The 18,448-nt window shown below is 46.0% G+C and carries 12 protein-coding genes; 4 read left to right on the forward strand and 8 right to left on the reverse strand.

The features are described from left to right. Position 1: 1 nt before the first annotated feature. From C4S39_RS06800 to C4S39_RS06830, 7 genes are all read right to left on the reverse strand, one after another. Positions 2–4,570, reverse strand: coding sequence for a type I polyketide synthase (locus C4S39_RS06800; RefSeq protein ID WP_103966288.1), 4,569 nt, complete (start codon positions 4,568–4,570; stop codon positions 2–4). Continuing rightward, entirely contained in the window at positions 4,570–9,861 is a 5,292-nt protein-coding gene (locus C4S39_RS06805) for a non-ribosomal peptide synthetase (protein ID WP_103966289.1), read from the reverse strand. The genes C4S39_RS06800 and C4S39_RS06805 overlap by 1 nt, the downstream gene beginning before the upstream one ends. Positions 9,862–9,992: 131 nt before the next feature. After that, positions 9,993–10,400, reverse strand: coding sequence for a 4'-phosphopantetheinyl transferase superfamily protein (locus C4S39_RS06810; protein ID WP_103966290.1), 408 nt, complete (start codon positions 10,398–10,400; stop codon positions 9,993–9,995). A 115-nt stretch (positions 10,401–10,515) separates the two neighbouring features. Further along, positions 10,516–11,190 (reverse strand): 4'-phosphopantetheinyl transferase family protein, encoded by a 675-nt coding sequence (locus tag C4S39_RS06815; RefSeq protein WP_103966291.1) that lies wholly within the window; start codon positions 11,188–11,190, stop codon positions 10,516–10,518. Then, a complete protein-coding gene (locus C4S39_RS06820; protein ID WP_103966292.1) occupies positions 11,168–11,905 on the reverse strand; it encodes a thioesterase II family protein in 738 nt (245 codons plus the stop codon). Before C4S39_RS06820 ends, C4S39_RS06815 begins: the two co-directional genes overlap by 23 nt. A gap of 12 nt (positions 11,906–11,917) precedes the next feature. Continuing rightward, a complete protein-coding gene (locus C4S39_RS06825) occupies positions 11,918–12,133 on the reverse strand; it encodes an MbtH family protein (RefSeq protein WP_103966293.1) in 216 nt (71 codons plus the stop codon). Between the two features lie 183 nt (positions 12,134–12,316). After that, entirely contained in the window at positions 12,317–12,832 is a 516-nt protein-coding gene (locus C4S39_RS06830) for a sigma-70 family RNA polymerase sigma factor (protein WP_258039323.1), read from the reverse strand. A gap of 638 nt (positions 12,833–13,470) precedes the next feature. Here C4S39_RS06830 and C4S39_RS16005 point away from each other — a divergent pair. Next, the gene (locus tag C4S39_RS16005; RefSeq protein ID WP_103966295.1) at positions 13,471–13,767 is read left to right on the forward strand and encodes a type I restriction-modification system subunit M N-terminal domain-containing protein; all 297 of its coding nucleotides are present in this window, start codon (positions 13,471–13,473) and stop codon (positions 13,765–13,767) included. Positions 13,768–13,781: 14 nt separating this feature from the next. After that, complete coding sequence (locus tag C4S39_RS06840; protein WP_103966296.1) at positions 13,782–14,690, forward strand: hypothetical protein; 909 nt, start codon at positions 13,782–13,784, stop codon at positions 14,688–14,690. 3 nt (positions 14,691–14,693) lie between these two features. Here C4S39_RS06840 and C4S39_RS06845 read toward each other — a convergent pair whose 3' ends face one another. After that, on the reverse strand, positions 14,694–15,485 hold the full coding sequence (locus C4S39_RS06845; RefSeq protein ID WP_103966297.1) for a hypothetical protein: 792 nt from the start codon (positions 15,483–15,485) through the stop codon (positions 14,694–14,696). 316 nt (positions 15,486–15,801) lie between these two features. Between C4S39_RS06845 and C4S39_RS06850 the strand changes: the two genes are divergently transcribed. Both C4S39_RS06850 and C4S39_RS06855 read left to right on the forward strand, forming a co-directional pair. Then, positions 15,802–16,173, forward strand: coding sequence for a PepSY domain-containing protein (locus C4S39_RS06850; protein WP_258039324.1), 372 nt, complete (start codon positions 15,802–15,804; stop codon positions 16,171–16,173). A 198-nt stretch (positions 16,174–16,371) separates the two neighbouring features. After that, positions 16,372–18,441 carry a TonB-dependent receptor family protein gene (locus C4S39_RS06855; protein ID WP_258039325.1) on the forward strand — a complete coding sequence of 690 codons (2,070 nt, stop codon included), beginning with the start codon at positions 16,372–16,374 and terminating at the stop codon, positions 18,439–18,441. Positions 18,442–18,448 lie beyond the last annotated feature (7 nt).

The following is an 18,448-nucleotide window of genomic DNA, read 5'->3' on the forward strand; positions in this document are numbered from 1 at the left end:
ATCAAGAATATTCAATTTCATCGAGCAGCTTGGTTTCAACCAATTCTGCCAAGGCAGTAATGGTAGGTGACCTGAAAAAATCAGCCGGATGCAAATCCACAGAAAAACCAGCTCTTACTCTGGACAGCAACTGTATTCCCAGCAGCGAATCGCCACCCAGTTCGAATAAATTATCATCAACGCCGATGGTTTCTATTCCCAGCAAACTCTGCCAGATTTCAGCGATACTTATTTCCAGTTCACTTTCGGGTGATTTAAAAGCTGTTTGTAATACAGGTCTTGAGAATCTTCCCGCTTTATGCGCAGGGGGTGTAAAGGCAAAAGGCTGAACCAGGAGATCCTGCTGGGTTTGACTCAATCGGGCCTGCAAATCCAGTGTCGAAACGATAACTTGAGGAATATTCGGGCCATTCACAATACGCTCAAATATCTCTGCGCCTTCTTTTGGCGCAATCCCTATACCATCAGGCATCTCCATATTTGCAGCCATACCGACTTCGCGCCAACTGTCCCAATTAATCGAAATGACAGGATATGCATATTCATGGCAGGTAGAATGAGCGACCGCATCCAAATAAGCGTTGGCCGCACAATAATCGACTTTATTAAGGCCGCCCGCCATCGTTGCCAGTGAAGAACATAACAACATGAAATCCAGCGAATCGTCCTTAAATATCGCTTGCAATGCTTGCGTTCCCTGCACTTTAGGCCCCAGTACCCGAGCAATCGTCTCATCTGTTTTTAAAGACATTAAACCATTGCTCACTTCGCCGGCAGTATGAATAACGCCATTGATGACGCCAAAATCATGCCTTGCTTGCGTTACAGCCGCCTTCAATTCCTCTGAATATGCAACATCCGCAGTTACCACCAGTACTTCGGCGCCCAGCTCCTCAAGTTTCATGATGCTTTCTATTTTGTGATACACAGCGCTGTCTTTATTGATTGCAGACAAAGTTTCTGGCCAGCTTTCACGAGGTGGGATCGGAACACGCCCCAATAACACCAATTTAGCCTGAAATTTCCGCGCTAAATATTCCGCCAGCGTCAAACCGATGCCTCCTAATCCGCCCGTAATAAAATAAACTCCGCCGGGTTTAAATCGGTTGATTATTGGCGTGGGATATTGAACCGATTCAAAAAACTGAACCCAGCGGTTCGGTCCTCGGTAAGCAATCATCGAATTATCATTATCCGCTTGTGATTCGGCGAGGATCTGCTTAACCAGCCGCGATTCCGCAACACTGCCCGGCACCGGCAATTCAACATCAATCAGGCGGCAATTCAAATAAGAATGCTCTTGCGGAATTACCTTGCATGGCCCTGTTAACAATGCTTTCTCCGGACATAATGTTTCATTACCCGTCACATCCGAAAACTGATTGGTTACGATAGTAATTTCCGTTCGCTCGCCCGAAAGAACATTCGATTGGTTATTTTCTAGTGCATTGGCAAGATAAAGCAGGCTGTAAAAATATCTTGCCAAGCTTTCTGCCTGAGTCAAAATTTCATCGTTCGCGCTTAAGCTCCAGCAATAGAAAATGTGCTGAATTGACCTTCTCTCATCACGAATATCCTGAAGCAGCCGATCAAAATCATTTTTATCATCATGGCGCATGATGTAGCTATGCTCATTTTCGCGACGGAATTCAGAGCCGGCAGAAACCGTGATAAGCTTAACGCCATAAGTCAATAGTTGCTCCGCCAAAGCAGCGCCAAGCGTATTCTCATTCTTGAAAATCAAACAATATCCCACCGCTTCAGGGAAAAGATTTCCAGGTTCAAGCTTCTCAGCGCGCCGCCATGAAGGCACATAAAACCAATCATTGATTGAGCGGGTATGCGCTTTTACGGTAGGCGAGGCTTGCCCCTCCTGTTTTTCTGGTTTAATCCAATAGGATTGCCGTTCAAATGGATATGTCGGCAGTGAAACACGGTGGCGGCGCTCATGAGCATAGTAACTTTCCCAATCGATGGATAATCCGTTTAACCAAAGCTTGCCAAGACTGAGATACAAGTGTTTCTGGGCATCATGATTTTTGTTCGGGTGGGGTAACGAGGAAACCATCAGTTGCTCAGGTTTTGCTAAAGGATGGCGTTGAGCTAATGTAATCAATGTTTCACCAGGACCCACTTCGAGAAAAACTTGCTCCTGATTACTCAGCAATTGTTGCAAGCCATTATTAAAACGCACGGTTCCACGCAAATGCCGCCCCCAGTAGCCGGGATCTATAGCTTCTTGAGCAGTAATCCAATTTCCGCTTAGGTTTGAGAAAAATGGAATCACGGGGCGGCGCAACTTAACTTTGGCCATCAGATCAACAAAGGCCGGAATTATGGGCTCTACCATACTGGAATGAAAAGCATGCGAAACATGTAATCGCCGGCACACGATCTCTTGCTGGATCAGATTTTTCTCCATCGCGTCAATAGCAGCAATAGAACCGGATAAAACACAAAGCTCCGGCCCATTGACCGCGGCCAGATCGCAATCTTCAGCGATCATTGTCATGAGTTCGTCTTCGGGCAGCATGACAGCCAGCATTGCGCCCTTGTCCATTTGCTGTAACAAGCGTCCACGCATCGCCACTAATCGCACCGCATCTTCCAGGGAGAATACATCGGCCAGGCAAGCTGCGACGTATTCACCCACACTATGACCTATCATCGATGTGGGTTGAATGCCCCATGACATCCATAATTTAGCCAAAGCGTATTCAATTACAAACAACGCAGGTTGTGTAACTTCGGTTTGCTCAAGTCGCACTGAGGCCAAAGCGCGGTCTTCTTCATCGGTATCAGGAAACAGTATCGTGAATAGATCAAAATCAAGATATGGTTTAAGCAGATCAATGCAACGATCGAGTTCCTGGCGAAAAACAAGCTCATTCCGATAAAGATCGCGGGCCATATCGACATATTGTGCTCCCTGTCCGGGAAAAAGGAATGTGACCGGGCGGTTTTCAAATACCACCTGTTGTGTCATGAGGAGATCTTCATTCCGGTTCTGTATCAGGCTTAATGCATCTTCACGACTCCGGCATAATGCAATTGCCCGATAAGGAAAATTCTTTCTTCCGACCTGAAGGGTATAGGCAACATCAGCTAACGCTTGCTCCCGGTGAATAGTCAGATGACTTTGCAAACGGGTCATCGCTGTTTCCAATGCATTTGGGCTTCTAGCCGAAACCATCAGCGTTTGCCAATCGCGCGAGGCCCCCGATGAATTGCTCGCTGGCGCTTCTTCAACCACCATGTGTACATTGGTTCCGCCGATACCAAACGAACTGACGCCCGCGCGACGCGGGGTTGAACCATCCGGCCAGGCCTTATTCTCGGTATTGACGTAAAACGGACTCGAAGAAAAGTCTATTTGTGAATTGGGCTGCTCGAAATTCAAACTAGGGGGTAGAGTCCGATATTTCAGGGCAAGCGCTGTTTTAATCAAACCCGCGACGCCTGCAGCTGCATCCAGATGACCTACATTCGTCTTGACTGAACCGATACCGCAGAAACCGCGCTTGCCGGTACTCTCCCGGAAAGCCTGCGTCAATGCTGCAATCTCGATCGGATCACCGATCGTTGTGCCGGTGCCATGCGCTTCAACATAACTGATGGTATCCGCAGAAATGCCTGCATTGGCCTGAGCCGCCAGTATGACATCCGCCTGCCCTTCAATACTGGGAGCGGTATAACCGGCTTTGGCGGAACCATCGTTATTGATCGCGGAACCTTTAATCACCGCATGAATGGTATCGCCATCAGCCAGGGCATCCGTCAATCGCTTAAGAACCACTACACCCACGCCACTCCCTATCACTGTTCCCGCAGCCTTGGCATCAAAAGCGCGGCAATGACCGTCCGGTGAAAGGATGGCGCCCGGTTGATAATGATACCCCCCTTCACCATGCAACAGATTTACCCATGCCCCTCCCGCAATGGCCATATCGGCCTCATGATTGAGTAAGCCGCGGCAAGCCACATGAGTTGCTGCAAGAGAAGTGGAGCACGCTGTTTGAACGGTAATGCCCGGCCCACGCAAGTTGAGCTTATAGGCAACCGTAGTGGTCATGGAATCCTTATTATTGCCATTCATAAGGCCTTGTAATGCAGAGATATCCTGCATATCTGACATACTGCCACCGGCCATTAGATTCATTAACAGATAAGTGTTTACGCCGCATCCCGCATATACGCCAATCGGATTGGCGTATCTTGATGTATCGTATCCTGCGTCTTCTAAGGCTTGCCATGCGACTTCAAGAAAAATCCGATGCTGTGGGTCTGTTTCTGCCGCTTCACGCGGGGTATAGCCAAAGAAAGAAGCATCAAAGAGATCGGTATCCTTAAGTTGAGCGCCTGCCTTTATGTAAAGAGGATCATTAATAACCTCGGAAGATACGCCGCGCGAAAGCAATTCCTCATCGGTAAAGAAAGTGATGGATTCAATCCCCTCGCGCAGATTATGCCAAAAAGACTCGATATCGCCCGCGCCGGGAAAACGGCACGCCATACCAATGATTGCAATATCAAGCTCTGTGTTTTCCTGCGATTCTTCAGCACTATGCATCAATGTATCCTCTCTGCTTTTTGTTTTCGTTGAATAAAAGTGCTACGTTGCCGTTGCGCTCGCTCCCGGTGACGTTGTAGAGATGCATTCCTGGTATCTCCCTGATTAACAAATTTTGTCAAGCTCGCTACAGTGGTATATTTGAAAAGATCTACGATAGCTATATGAATATTTAAGCGTTCTTCCAGTTTTTGTTTGATCTTGATCAACAATAATGAATGACCTCCCAGATCAAAAAAATTGTTCTGCAATCCCACTTGAGGAACTCCCAGAATATCCGACCAGATTTCAGCTATAACCGTTTCCAGTGCGTTAACAGGCGGTTCGTAATCGATTTTGTCATATTGCTCCGGTAGAGGCAGTGCTTTCCGGTCTATTTTTCCATTGGGATTGAGCGGCAAAGCTTCCAGAAAAACAAACAAACTGGGAATCATATATTCGGGAAGAGTCGCTGCTAGCGATGTTTTTAGCAACGCTGAACTTAGCTGTACGCCGTTATGCGGCACTAGATAAGCGACTAAACGTAAGCCGCTATGACCCTCTTGCGCTAATACCGCCACTTCGCGCACACCGCTCTGGGCAAGTATTTGCGCTTCGATTTCACCCAACTCTACACGGAAGCCCCGAATCTTGATTTGCTGGTCGACGCGACCCAGATACTCCAGTTTCCCTTCGTCACGCCAGCGCACCCAATCACCCGTTCGATAGAGACGGCCACCTAGTGAACCAAACGGATCCGGTATAAAGCGCTCGCTGGTTAAAGCCGGCCGGCCCAGATAACCACGGGCCAACCCTTCTCTACCCACATACAGCTCGCCTATCGCACCTGGCGGCACAAGATTGAGTTGCGCATCCAGCACATATAAGCTGCGTGCACCCACCGGCACTCCGATTGGAACATATTCCCCTTCTGCACAAATTTGATCACCTTTATCTGCATGACTAATCCATGCTGCAGGGGTAATCACGGTTTCAGTAGGACCATATGCATTGACTAGCCGGGCATTCCGGAACGCATCCCGAACCGTCATTACGTCGGTGACATACCATGCCTCCCCGCCGGCTATGCAAGTACGAATCGTGTGCGCTTTTCCATTCATCAACGGCAGCAGCATTCTCAGATAGGCAGGAGGAAGATGCAGCGTGGTTATGCGGTGTTTCTCGATCAGATCCACGAAACCATCGCCTGCCAGATCACTGGTTGAGGAAAGTACTAACGCGGCGCCTTGTGTCAAGGGAGTAATCCATTGCTCGGCGGCTGCATCAAAATTCATGGAGAAGAACATCAATTCACGATCGCCTGGCCGAATATCGTAAATTTCTTTAATAGCGCTCAAATGTATGGCCAAAGGACCATGCGCGACCGAAACTCCTTTGGGTCGACCGGTTGAACCTGAAGTGTAAATAACATAAGCCAAGCTTTGGTCATGCAAAGCAACCTCAGGATTGATTTCCATCTCAACGCTCAGATCAAGCGCATCAGGCGTCAGTATTTCCATACCTTCTTTATGAGGAATCCTTGATTTAATATGTGCTTGCGTCAGTAGAAACTGAATACCGCTATCTGCAAGCATATAATCCAATCGCTCTGTTGGATATTCCGGGTCAAGCGGAACATAGCCGCCACCCGCCTTCAAGATGGCCAGAAGGCCTATAATCAATTCAGTAGAATTACGTTCAATTGCAATGCCGACACCCATTTCCGGCTTGACGCCGAGGCTGATCAATCGATGCGCCAGTTGGTTTGATCTGCGATTGAGTTCCGCATAACTCAACTCGATGTGACCCGAGATTACAGCCACTCCGTTAGGATTACTCTCTGCCTGATGTTCGATTAGTTGATGAACAGGTTGAAAAACTGATACATCAGACTGATTGATTCCCCAAGTTACAAGCTGTTGTTTATCTTCTTCATTTAACAAATCGATATCGCTGATCATCACACCCGGACAATCTGCCAATGCCTCCAGAATGCGCAGATAATGCTGTCCCAATCGCTCAATCCATGACGAATTAAAAAGCTCGGAGGCATAAATAAAACTGGCATTTACGCTACCGTCCGGCAATTCGATTGTCTCAAGCCTCAACTCGAGTTGTGCAGACTGTTCGGGAAGTGAATAATCGGTGAGTGTAAGTCCCGAAAATTCCTGAAAAATACGATAATCCTTCAACAAGTGATTGAAAGTCACCTGAAATAACGGACTATGACGCAAATCACGCTGAGGATGCAGTGCTTCAACCAATTGTTCGAAAGGAAGATCCTGATGACTTTGCGCATTAATCGCAGCTTCCCGGGTTTGATTCAGGAGTTCATCAAGCGACATTCGGCCATCCAGTTGGCTCCGTAACACCTGAGTGTTAACGAAGAATCCGATTAAGCGGATTGTTTCGATCCGATTACGGCCAGCTACCGGGACACCCACACGGATGTCTTGTTGTCCCGCATATCGAAACAATAAAGCCTGGAAAGCTGTCAGTAACGTTATAAAAAGGGTTGCTCCACGACGCAGCGCCAATTGCCGCAGCTTATTCAGCACATCAAGTGGTATGTCGAAACTATAGCGTCCGGCTTGATAGCTTGTGACCGGTTGTCTGACGCGATTGGCTGGAAGCAGTAGAATGGGATGTTCATCACCTAAGTGATTACGCCAGTAAGCAAGTTGCCTATCTTTCTCACTCGCTTCCAGCCATTCCTGCTGCCAAAGTGCGTAATCCACATATTGAATTGGCAAATTATCAAGACAGGCTGATTTCCCCTGTACACGCGCCTGATAAAATGAGGCGAGCTCATTCAGTAAGATTTGCACGGAAACCCCATCCGAAACGATGTGATGCATGACGATTACAAAAATGCTCTCGTTCTCGTTTACCTGGATTAAGGCGATGCGCAATAATGGACCTTGCGTCAAATCGAAGGAAATCGAGATGATTTTCTGCACTTCCTTCGCAACCTCTGCTTCGCGCCTTGTTATCGTGATATCGCGCAAATCGATATCGGTAACCACGTTGGGCATTTCCGGATGAACGAATTGTTCCACCGCGCCATCATCAGCAACACGAAAAATCGTATGTAATGATTCATGCCGCTCAATCAGATCATCAATGCTTGCATAAAATGCGCGCTTATCCAGCGCACCTGATAACCGTAATGCATGTTGAACATTATAGGCATTGCTGGATGAATCAAGTTGCCAAAGAAACCATAATCGCTGTTGCCCGAACGATAAAGGCAGCGCATTAACTTTGTTCCGCATAGGTAGGATGCGATTCTCAAATGCGGACTGCAATGAGCTTGAGGATAAAAAGCCTTTGATTTTCGCTGCACATTCATGTAATCGCGGATTGTGAAACAAGTTGCGCGGAGTAAATTGAATAGACCAACGTTCTGAAATATATGCGGCAACCTGAATGACGGTCAGTGAATTGCCGCCAATTGCAAAAAAATGATCTTCGCGCGTCAATACAGTGCGGTTTAATACCGATTCCCAAACAGCTGCTACCGCAATTTCTGTTTCATCAGCCAATGCTTGGGGTAATTGCCCCTTCCCGCCAAGAATAACATAACCATATTCATAGATTGCATATGCATCCAGCGTGCGCTCGAGCCATCCATGACGGCAGGCAGTGCGCTGTAATTTTCCGCTTGAAGTCTTGGGCAAAGCCCCCGGGTTTAACAATACCGCCACAGACAAGGATTCGTTACAACTTGCGCTGACCGCTTCGCTCAGTACTTCAATCAGCGCCTCGGCCGAAATCAGTTTCTGCATGTTGCGGGATACTTCAACGGCCACGCCGATTCCTTCTCCTTCAACAGTTTGCACTGAAAATGCAGCAACCCGTCCTTTCCGGACGGCTTCCACTTCTTCCTCGATAATCAGCTCAACATCCTGTGGATAAATATTTTGCCCGCGAATAATGATGAGATCTTTACATCGCCCCATAATGTATAACTGGCGAGCATGAATGAAACCAAGATCCCCCGTTCGCAACCAGCGCTCTCCTTCAGTATGCACAAAAGCTTGCGCGGTCTCCTGAGAACGTTTCCAATAACCACATGCCAGACTTGGACCATCCGCCCATATTTCGCCGACATTACCATCCGTCAAAGGAATTAGCTTCTCCGGATCGACGATTTTTATCGAATGATTGGATGCCGGAAAACCACACGCTACAATAGGCATTCCTTCCGTTGCCAACTCTGCGCGTCCCAGTGCAAGCGCTCCAGAAGAAAACTCGTGCGTCTGCATACCTTCTCCGCGCACCCCTCCGGTTACAAATAGCGTAGCTTCAGCTAAACCATAGCAGGGATAAATCGTACCTGCTGAAAAACCAGCCGGGCCGAAACATTCAATAAACGCTTGCATGGTCTCTCTACGTACAGGTTCCGCCCCTGAGAATGCAACACGCCAAGTCGATAAATCGATATCCAGCAATTGCGAGCTTCTGACACGATCGACACAGAGTTGGAAAGCAAAATTGGGAGCGCCACTGACCGTAGCACGATAACGCGAAATAACCTCTAACCAGCGCACGGGTTTTTCGATAAAAAAATTGGGAGTCATTAATATTGCCGGAATACCGCGATGTATCGGCTGCAATAATCCACCGATCAATCCCATATCATGGTAAAGCGGTAACCAGCTGACAAATATATCATTTTCATTGATCGACATCCCTTCTTCAAATGCTTTGGCATTCATCATCAGATTGTGATGACTCACCATGACACCTTTAGGTGTTGAAGTCGATCCGGATGTATATTGGAGGAAAGCAATCTCATCCCCCTTCGGGATATAAGCCTGCCAGCGTGATGCGTTAGCCTGATCTATCGTATCAACGGTAAGTAGGGTTGCTTCGGAAAACTGTGCTGTTGTCACACTGGTGATCAGCGGAAGAATCTTACTGCTGGTAAGAATACAACTGGCCTGTGCATCATCGGCAATCGCGATCAATCTTGCCAAATGCCTTTCCCGCAGAGACTCCGGGGGGAAAATAGGTACAGCAATGATTCCTGTATACAGGCATGCTAGAAAGCTAATCACATAGTGCTCATCGTTGTTCAGTAGCAGTAGTGCTCGTTCACCAGGTGAAAAATGATTTTGCATTACCGCGGCCAACGCTCTGACCTGCAAATCAAGTGATGCATAATCAAATTTCTTGTCCACGAGTATCTCGTTTTCCGCACTAATAACAATCAACGCAGTATCAACCGATCGTTCACGCGCCAGTGTTTGCAGATGCGTAACGAAATTGTCGGGGTAACTGCGGGATGGAATCAATCTTGTATTCATTTTTATACCCAATCAATTTGCATGTATTTACACCAAAAAACTTTTATAACTCAGCTCCATACTTTCTTGCCCTTTCTCGTGATCCAACTCTCATTTGAACTCTATGGCGTCTCGAAATAAGGCAGGGGAAATCAATTACCCACCAGGTAGTTACGTTGATTTGTTAGCGCAAACGCCGCTGCATAATGTGCGGGCGCTTCAATGGTCCAAGCTTTAATTTCCGTCCAGTCGCGTTGGTCATGCATGACACGATAACTTCCGTCATTATTGGGCAGCACGGTAATAGCCGGCAGGTACTCAGAAATCCCGAATCCTAATGCTTTCAATATGGATTCTTTGATTACCCAGAGATCAATGAAATTTCTATTCGACCAGATTCCTTGAGCACACTCTTCTGAAGAAAGCACATGCACCCAGAGATTACTGACATCCCTGTGACAATATTCGATATCAACCCCGATGTTTGCAGATGCGTAACGAAATTGTCGGGGTAACTGCGGGATGGAATCAATCTTGTATTCATTTTTATACCCAATCAATTTGCATGTATTTACACCAAAAAACTTTTATAACTCAGCTCCATACTTTCTTGCCCTTTCTCGTGATCCAACTCTCATTTGAACTCTATGGCGTCTCGAAATAAGGCAGGGGAAATCAATTACCCACCAGGTAGTTACGTTGATTTGTTAGCGCAAACGCCGCTGCATAATGTGCGGGCGCTTCAATGGTCCAAGCTTTAATTTCCGTCCAGTCGCGTTGGTCATGCATGACACGATAACTTCCGTCATTATTGGGCAGCACGGTAATAGCCGGCAGGTACTCAGAAATCCCGAATCCTAATGCTTTCAATATGGATTCTTTGATTACCCAGAGATCAATGAAATTTCTATTCGACCAGATTCCTTGAGCACACTCTTCTGAAGAAAGCACATGCACCCAGAGATTACTGACATCCCTGTGACAATATTCGATATCAACCCCGATCTCACCCTTCGCGGATAATGCTATCAATGCAAAGTCACCTGTATGAGAAACATTGAACTCTATGCCGTAATAAGCGGGCAAACGAGGCTTGCCAAACTCGTTTCTTTCAATCGGTATTTTATAAGGGGGCAGCATCAAGTATTTTGCCAGTAGGCGACGCAGTGTTGCACGCGTCACAATGCCGCGCACCCGGTCTTCATGCTGACGAAAGCATTGCGCATGAATCTGTTCATCCACACTCAACAAGGGCCAATCATCAATGAGTTGCTTCGAGTCAAAATCAAATTCGAGCAACCAAATCTCAGCCGCGGCAGATACTACTTCAGGCAGATGCAGTCGTTTCACATTGCACCTCTGCTCGACTTTCCATCAAACGTTTTTTTAATACAAACAAAAACCAGTCTTCGGATTGACGAAGAAAAAAATGCCCTCCATCGAACCAATCCAACGTACATCTCCGGGTACTTTCCAAACGCCAATCATTTAACTTTGCAACGCTAATTTCATCGGAACGTCCAGCAAAGCTGTGGATAGGAATAGGTAAAGGCGGTAATTGGGAGTATTCAAAGCTGCCGCAAACCCGGTAATCCATTCTCAGCAAATTCAACGTCATTACCAGCAGTTCCTGATTTCCGAACACTTCTTCTGGCGTACCACCCTGCTTACCTAAATCCGCTATTAATGCGGCATCGCTCTGCATATTGTTGTAGCGCTGGCTGTCTTGGCGAATCGGTGCCGCACAGCCCGATACCAGTAGCGCTTTAGGTGGAAATGATCGCCCAGAGCACAAACCCTGAGCGATGCCATAAGCAAGCAAGGCACCCATGCTGTGACCAAAAAGAACATATTGTTCAGGCAAAGAAGGCGCAAGTTCATCGCACAGGATTTGTGTCAGATCAGCGTAGCTTTCTTTGGGCAACTCATCCATCCGGTTACCACGGCCTGGTAATTCAATCGGTACCAGTTTTACCCAGGAAGGCAATAAACGCCGCCAGCGCAGATACATCGATGCACTGGCGCCCGCGCATGGCAAACAAAATAGTGTTAATGGATCTTGCATTGGCACAACGCACTAATTTTGATTGCCCATGAATAACCTCAGACTCAATGGCCGCATATCCGTCCAGACTTTATCGATATGCTCCAGGCAAGTTTTTTTATCGCCTAATACGCCAGTATCTTTCCAGCCACCCGGAACGGCTTTCCATTCCGGCCAAATGGAGTATTGTTCTTCATGATTAACCAGCACGCGAAACACGCCATCTTCACGATCAAAGCAACTCGTCATAACCAATACCTCAAATCGACAAATAAATAGTTCTAAATCTTTTTTAATAAGAATGCTTCTTATTTAGATTAGACGAATCGGCTTGTAAAGAATGCAAAAAAACAGGGGAAAAATTGAGGAGAATCTATATTACCATGCAAGCAATTGATATTATTAATTGTTTATTGGTGTACTATTGATAGCTTATTTTAAAAAAATACTCTTGCAATGTTCTGTTGCCTCATGAATAAGGATATTTGCCAATGAAGTCGAGATATTCAGTTCATCCGCAATCATTCGATGTGTATATCCATCTAGACGATAAAGCATAAAAACCCGCTTCGTACGCTCAGGGAGCTTGGCTAAAGCCTGTGCCATCAACGTCAGGTGCTGACGATTGATTGCATTAGTTTCGGGCATTCCTGTCAAAGCCTGAACGAACAATCCTTCTTCCTCTGACTTAAACAGCTCTGTCTCAAATATACCGCGCCGATAGCGATCAATAGCTAAGTTACGTACAATTTGAAATAGATATGCTAATGGCTGTTTGACATTCTGCATCGCCGATACTTCGGTCACTTTAATATAAGCATCTTGTACAATATCATCCGAAAGATCCCAATCCCCTAAAATTTTGTATGCGGCTCGGCGTAATTGCATACGATTAATGATGAACAATGCGCTCAGCTCTTGGGTCCAGTCTTCTACAGGCATCATCATGATATTTATATTTTATTAATAATTATTTAAGAAATATTTACCTGCCATATCGCGGCAGTAGTTCCAAAGTTCACACCAACCACAATGGAGTATAAGATTCTTTGAGGAAAGAATTTTGATAGGGTCTTGTTTGCTGTTCCTGTAGCGAAGTTCGAATACAACCAAATTGATATTTACCGGACATAGCGGCAATGGCCACTGATCGCTGGTAAGGATTTTTTTCGTCAGCAATGTGCTTTAGTCCAGAACCGGCCAGAAACCCATCGCAGAAAATATTTTTCTTCCTTTATTAATCCTTTTCTCACACACACAAAGCCCTTTCTTAATTATCAGGTGGATAGCTGGTTGCCCAGAGATAGATCTTGTCGGCTGCTTGTAAGGCACTTGTTACGATTTAAAACATGCAATCACTACTGTTATCAAATAGATTTATCCCATTCCGAATTTCTATTTGAGCAATTATGTTTTATATCGCAATCAGGTTCCCAATTGATTATGATAATCATAATGATTATCATTTGCGATGTAAATAAAAAATCCATTCCAATATGAGATGAATCCGAATGAGCTACGCTATAGCTAACTAGAACCGGATACTTTGCAAAGTTTATTTTCAATGACCTATCACCAATTCAGATATGAAAGTATCATTAAACAAAAATAATCCAACCGATAAAAACAGGGCCGAGGAACGGCGCCATCAGCTTCAATACTATTTAGGAAATAGTGCCAACATTTTGCACAGGAAAATAAATCTTGATGAATTCCGCAATTACATCCTGAGCTTATTTTTTTACAAATATTTATCTGCGAAAATTGAACGCTTCGTTGATTCCATATTAAAACAAGATAGATTCAAATTTGCGGAACTTAAAGAGCATTACAAAGGCGGCGTGAAAATTATGTTGGGCTATTGTCTAAGAATCCTTATCTAAAAGGAAAAAACATCATGAAAAAAATACCACAAGAAATTTTCCTGAAATGGATGATTTCTGCTTTAATCGGGATAATTACTACCGGATGCTCAGCGGAGATCAACCCAAGAAAAGAAGCGCTCGAAGTGATAAAAAATATAGATACAAATGGGTCAGAAAGAAGCGAACTTATGAAATTTTCCAGAACCCCCCCTGCAAGCTGGTTCTGGTCACACGATATTGATCCAGATCATATTCACGATGTCGTGATGCCAGGTATGCATCTGATGCGCCTCTCGGTCTACGGTAATGACAAAAGACGGCGCTTTGCATCGATTTCTTATGCCGAAGAATCAGAGATCGAAAGCATCTATTTGCAAGATATCGCGGTAACAGAGCTTGATGACAACATTGCCCGTACTGGAGCGCGACCGATATCAATTACCGGCAGTGAAATAAAAGACCAGCTACGCTTTTCACTGGTTCTGCATAAAGACTCCGGCCCTAAAACAACTGCATATACCGGCCTTAATGAAGCAGGACTCAATCAGTTAATCAGCGCCCAGCACCGCATTTCTGATTTCACGGTGTATGTTGTTGATGGTATCCCTAAATACGCGGCAATTGTTGAGGAGCGTCCGGGGCCGTCCTTTGTTCTTGCTCGCGTAAGCGCTGCAGAGCTTGAAGTTCACTTACGCGACAACAATCTTACTCCAATACGTGTGCGCAGCTTTTCCGAAGGCGGCATACGCTACTTTACAGCAGTCGCAGAACGCATTGATGTCGCTGATTGGCATTGGTATGACAATTTGGACAGCGATACCTTAGCTCAAAAACTCGACGCGAATAACGCTTATCCTTTTGATCTGGATAGTTATCGTACCGAAGATGACGTTCGTGATGTCCGCTTTACAGTGATTATGTATCCCAACCATGACAAATAGAGCTTAACACTTGCAGACAAGCGATCCGTCTGCCAGCTGCCCGCTGGGTTGCTGGCAGTTAGAAATACGTCCCAATACTGTTTTATAAGCGAATTCAGGTCGCCGCTGCCAGGTTAGCAGAAACTCCTGGGTGCCCTTCATTGCTTCTTGTTTCCTGCCAAGATCAGAAAATTTACGCAAAATATCCTGATAATATGCTTTTCGCTGCCAATAATTCACATGGATTCCATCCAGGCCAAACCAATCCGGTTTTTGTTCATACAGCTTAAAATGCCGTTGCGCCGCCATGTCCACCAAACCGTGATGCACTATTTGGGCACGACTAATAGTTTCATCTCGAGATAACTGGCAGGACGGATAAAAAATATTGCGGAAAAAAATGTACCGTCGCTCAGATAGACTTTTAATCGAAGTCATCGGTAGATTAGTCACCACGATCTGCGCCGAGTGGTTCTGCAACTGATTAATGCACCATTCCAGCGTCCGCAAAATCTGTTGCGGCGGTAATCCATACAAAATATCATTGCCGATATCGGTCAATAATGCATACGTTGGACGTATTTCGATCGAATCCAGTTGCCGCCATAAATCACAATTCGTTATACCCGGCAATCCGCGCCACAGCATCTGTGTAAATGTTCCATACGCACGTCCATGTCCAAGCGCCACTAGAATTTCACTCGGCCCGCCGAAACGTTGCTGCATCAGATGAATGATTAGACGCAAAGATAACGTCAGGTTGCTCGCACCGAGCAAGACAAAGCGGTTCTGAGGTATTTCACGATAACTATCCACTATGACGATGACGGAAAATTCATCAATTGTTTAATAATATTGTGTTTCAATTTGAGGTTTGTAAATCTCTAATATTTTTATGATTCCGCATGATAATGTTCAAATCACGGAGAAGCAATCGCAAATTGTGCCAAACTCATTGCCAGCAAAAATCCTTACTCCTCTTATACTTTGAAGCATTGACAATTATTTTGCTAAAGAGTAAACAGAAGCTCATAGGATTTTTTTGATAAGGTTTTCCAATCAAATCGGAAAAATGCAATAAAAAAACGACAGGTTTTATTCTGTACTTATCGGGTTTCAGCCAAAGGAGATCATGAAAACGCAATTCTGGATTACGACGATACTGGCTACGTTATGGATTGCATCGGGTCCAGCGCATGCTAGCGAAAAAGAAGTGAGCAAAGATCAAGTACCCAAAGCTGTACTCGAAGCTTTTGAAAAAACTTATCCCAATGCCAAAGAAGTAGAATTCGAGCAAGGAATGATCGAGGGTAAAGCCGTTTATGAAATTGAATACAAAGAAAATGGGCGAGAATACGAAATTCTGTATGACGCCGATGGAGAGATTCTACAGAAGGAAGAATCGATCGATGTCGAAACGCTGCCCGAGCCTGTAGCCCAGGCCATTATTGCCAAAGCATACTCCAAAGCCGCTCTTGAAGAAGCTGAGAAAATGATAAAGTGATGAACCCGGATGGGACGCTCATGGGTTACGAAGTGAAAATCAAGCCTGAAGGAAAGAATGAACTTCAATTGAACACCTATGGAAAGATTTTGAAAACCGAGCAGGATTAAATCCATACGAGTAAGTGATGCACTTGAGTGCATGCTTTTTATCACTGCATTTGTCACTTAAGATTTTTCAATGGGCTATTTTTTGCGAATGCGATACCTGCTTGGTTTTCAAGCCACACTATTTGTTCTATTACTGCTAACGAATGCCAGCTGGGCGCAAAAACCCGAAATCACCCAATCTGTTATCCTGGATCCCATCAGCATCACCGCCACCCGCAGTGAGCGTTCACCTGCGCTAATTCCCAACAGTATTACGCAAATCAAGCGCGATCCGCAGCAGGATTTTCAGCCAGGCGCGACTTTAGATGAATTTGCGCGCGGCACACCCGGAGTTTTCTTTCAGAATCAATTTAATTTCACTCAGGATTTGCGCATCGCGATTCGCGGCTTTGGTGCACGATCGCCGTTTGGCGTGCGTGGCATTCAGATGCGCGTGGATGGCATTCCACAAACGCTGCCAGATGGGCAAACGCAGCTGGATTCGATCGATCCATCGCTGATTGAGCGCATGGATATTGTGCGTGGTCCTTCAGCAGCATTATATGGCAATGCATCCGGGGGATTGATCGACATCACCACGCGCGAAGCGCCGCCGGAGAAATTCGCTGTGATGCCGCGCCAGGTATTCGGGCAATACGGCTACCTGAAATCTGAGCTGTTCATGGGTGGACGCAGCGGAAATTTTAGCTATAGTCTGTTCGGTTCTCACTTGCAACAAGACGGCTGGCGCGATCATAGTGCAATGCAAAATACTTTTTCACAAGTCAAACTGAATTTCCAAACCAGTAGCAATTCCGATTTGATGCTGGTATTTCGTGAATTTTATTCACCGTTATCCAAAGATCCGGGCGCGTTAACCAGCACCGAAGTGCGCGACAATCCCAGACAAGCTTCCTCACGGAACGTGCAGTACAACGCTGGAGAAGAAATCCGGCAAGAAGATATGGGAGCGCGTTTTCGTCACAGACTATCTGCCGGAAAAGAATTTACCATGACCGCACACATGCTTCATCGGGATTTTCAAAGCCGTCAGCCTTTTTTCGATGGAGGACAGGTACAATTTGATCGCCTAGTGGGTGGATTGATGATGCAGTTTGTCAATGATCATGAATTGTTCAATCGCCCCAACCGTTTTCTGATCGGCGTTGATTACGGCATGCAAAATGATGACCGGCAGCGCTTCAATAACAACTTTGGCGTGCGCAGCGCACTAAATTTAAGCCAAATCGAGCGCGTGCAAAGCATTGGGCCATTTGTGCGCAATGAATGGAATATTGCCGATAAGCTCGATCTGGTACTTGGCGGCCGCTGGGATTGGTTGCATTATCAAGTCAAAGATCAATTTAAAAGCGATGGAAATGAATCCGGTTCACGCACGGTATCGCAAGGCAGCGGTTCCGCCGGTCTGGTGTATCATCTCACCGATCAGCAGCAACTCTATGTGCACGCCGCATCGGTCTTTGAAGCGCCAACTACGACCGAATTGCTTAACAATCCTGCTGGCAGAGGTGGATTCAATCCGAATCTGAATGCGCAAACATCGCTCAGCAACGAACTTGGTTTTCGCGGCAACACGGGGGGATTTCAGTACGATACTGCAGTATTCTTTATCCGTACCTGGGACGAAATCACACCATTTGAATTGACTTCATCGCCCGGCCGCGCATTCTTCCGCAATGCCGGTCAATCACGGCGAGTTGGTGCGGAAGCACGTCTCGCCACACCGGAATGGAAAGGCTTACGAGGAGAAGTCAGCTACACATTCTCCGATTTTGCATTCGAAAAATACGTAGTCAATGACATAAGCCTGAAAGGCAATGTTTTTCCCGGCATTCCTACGCACCGGTGGGAAGGATTGCTACGCTACTCGCACCCTTTTGGTTTCTTCGGGCAATTGCATGTACATCGTGTCGGCGGGTTTTATGTAAATGACATTAATACCGCGACCAATCCGGCCTATAGTCTGGGGCAGTTGCTCTTCGGCTGGGAATTGAGACGTAATTGGATCGAAGGTTCGGTGTTTCTCGGTGTCAACAACCTGTTCGATGCCCAATATAATGCCAATACACGCGTCAATGCAGCGCTGGGTCGCTATTACGAACCCGGGCCGCCGCTCAACCTGTTTGGCGGAATACGAATGCGCATTGCCGTATTCTAGTAAATGT

The sequence above is a fragment of the Nitrosomonas ureae genome (assembly GCF_900108305.1).
GTDB classification, from domain to species: Bacteria; Pseudomonadota; Gammaproteobacteria; order Burkholderiales; family Nitrosomonadaceae; genus Nitrosomonas; species Nitrosomonas ureae_B.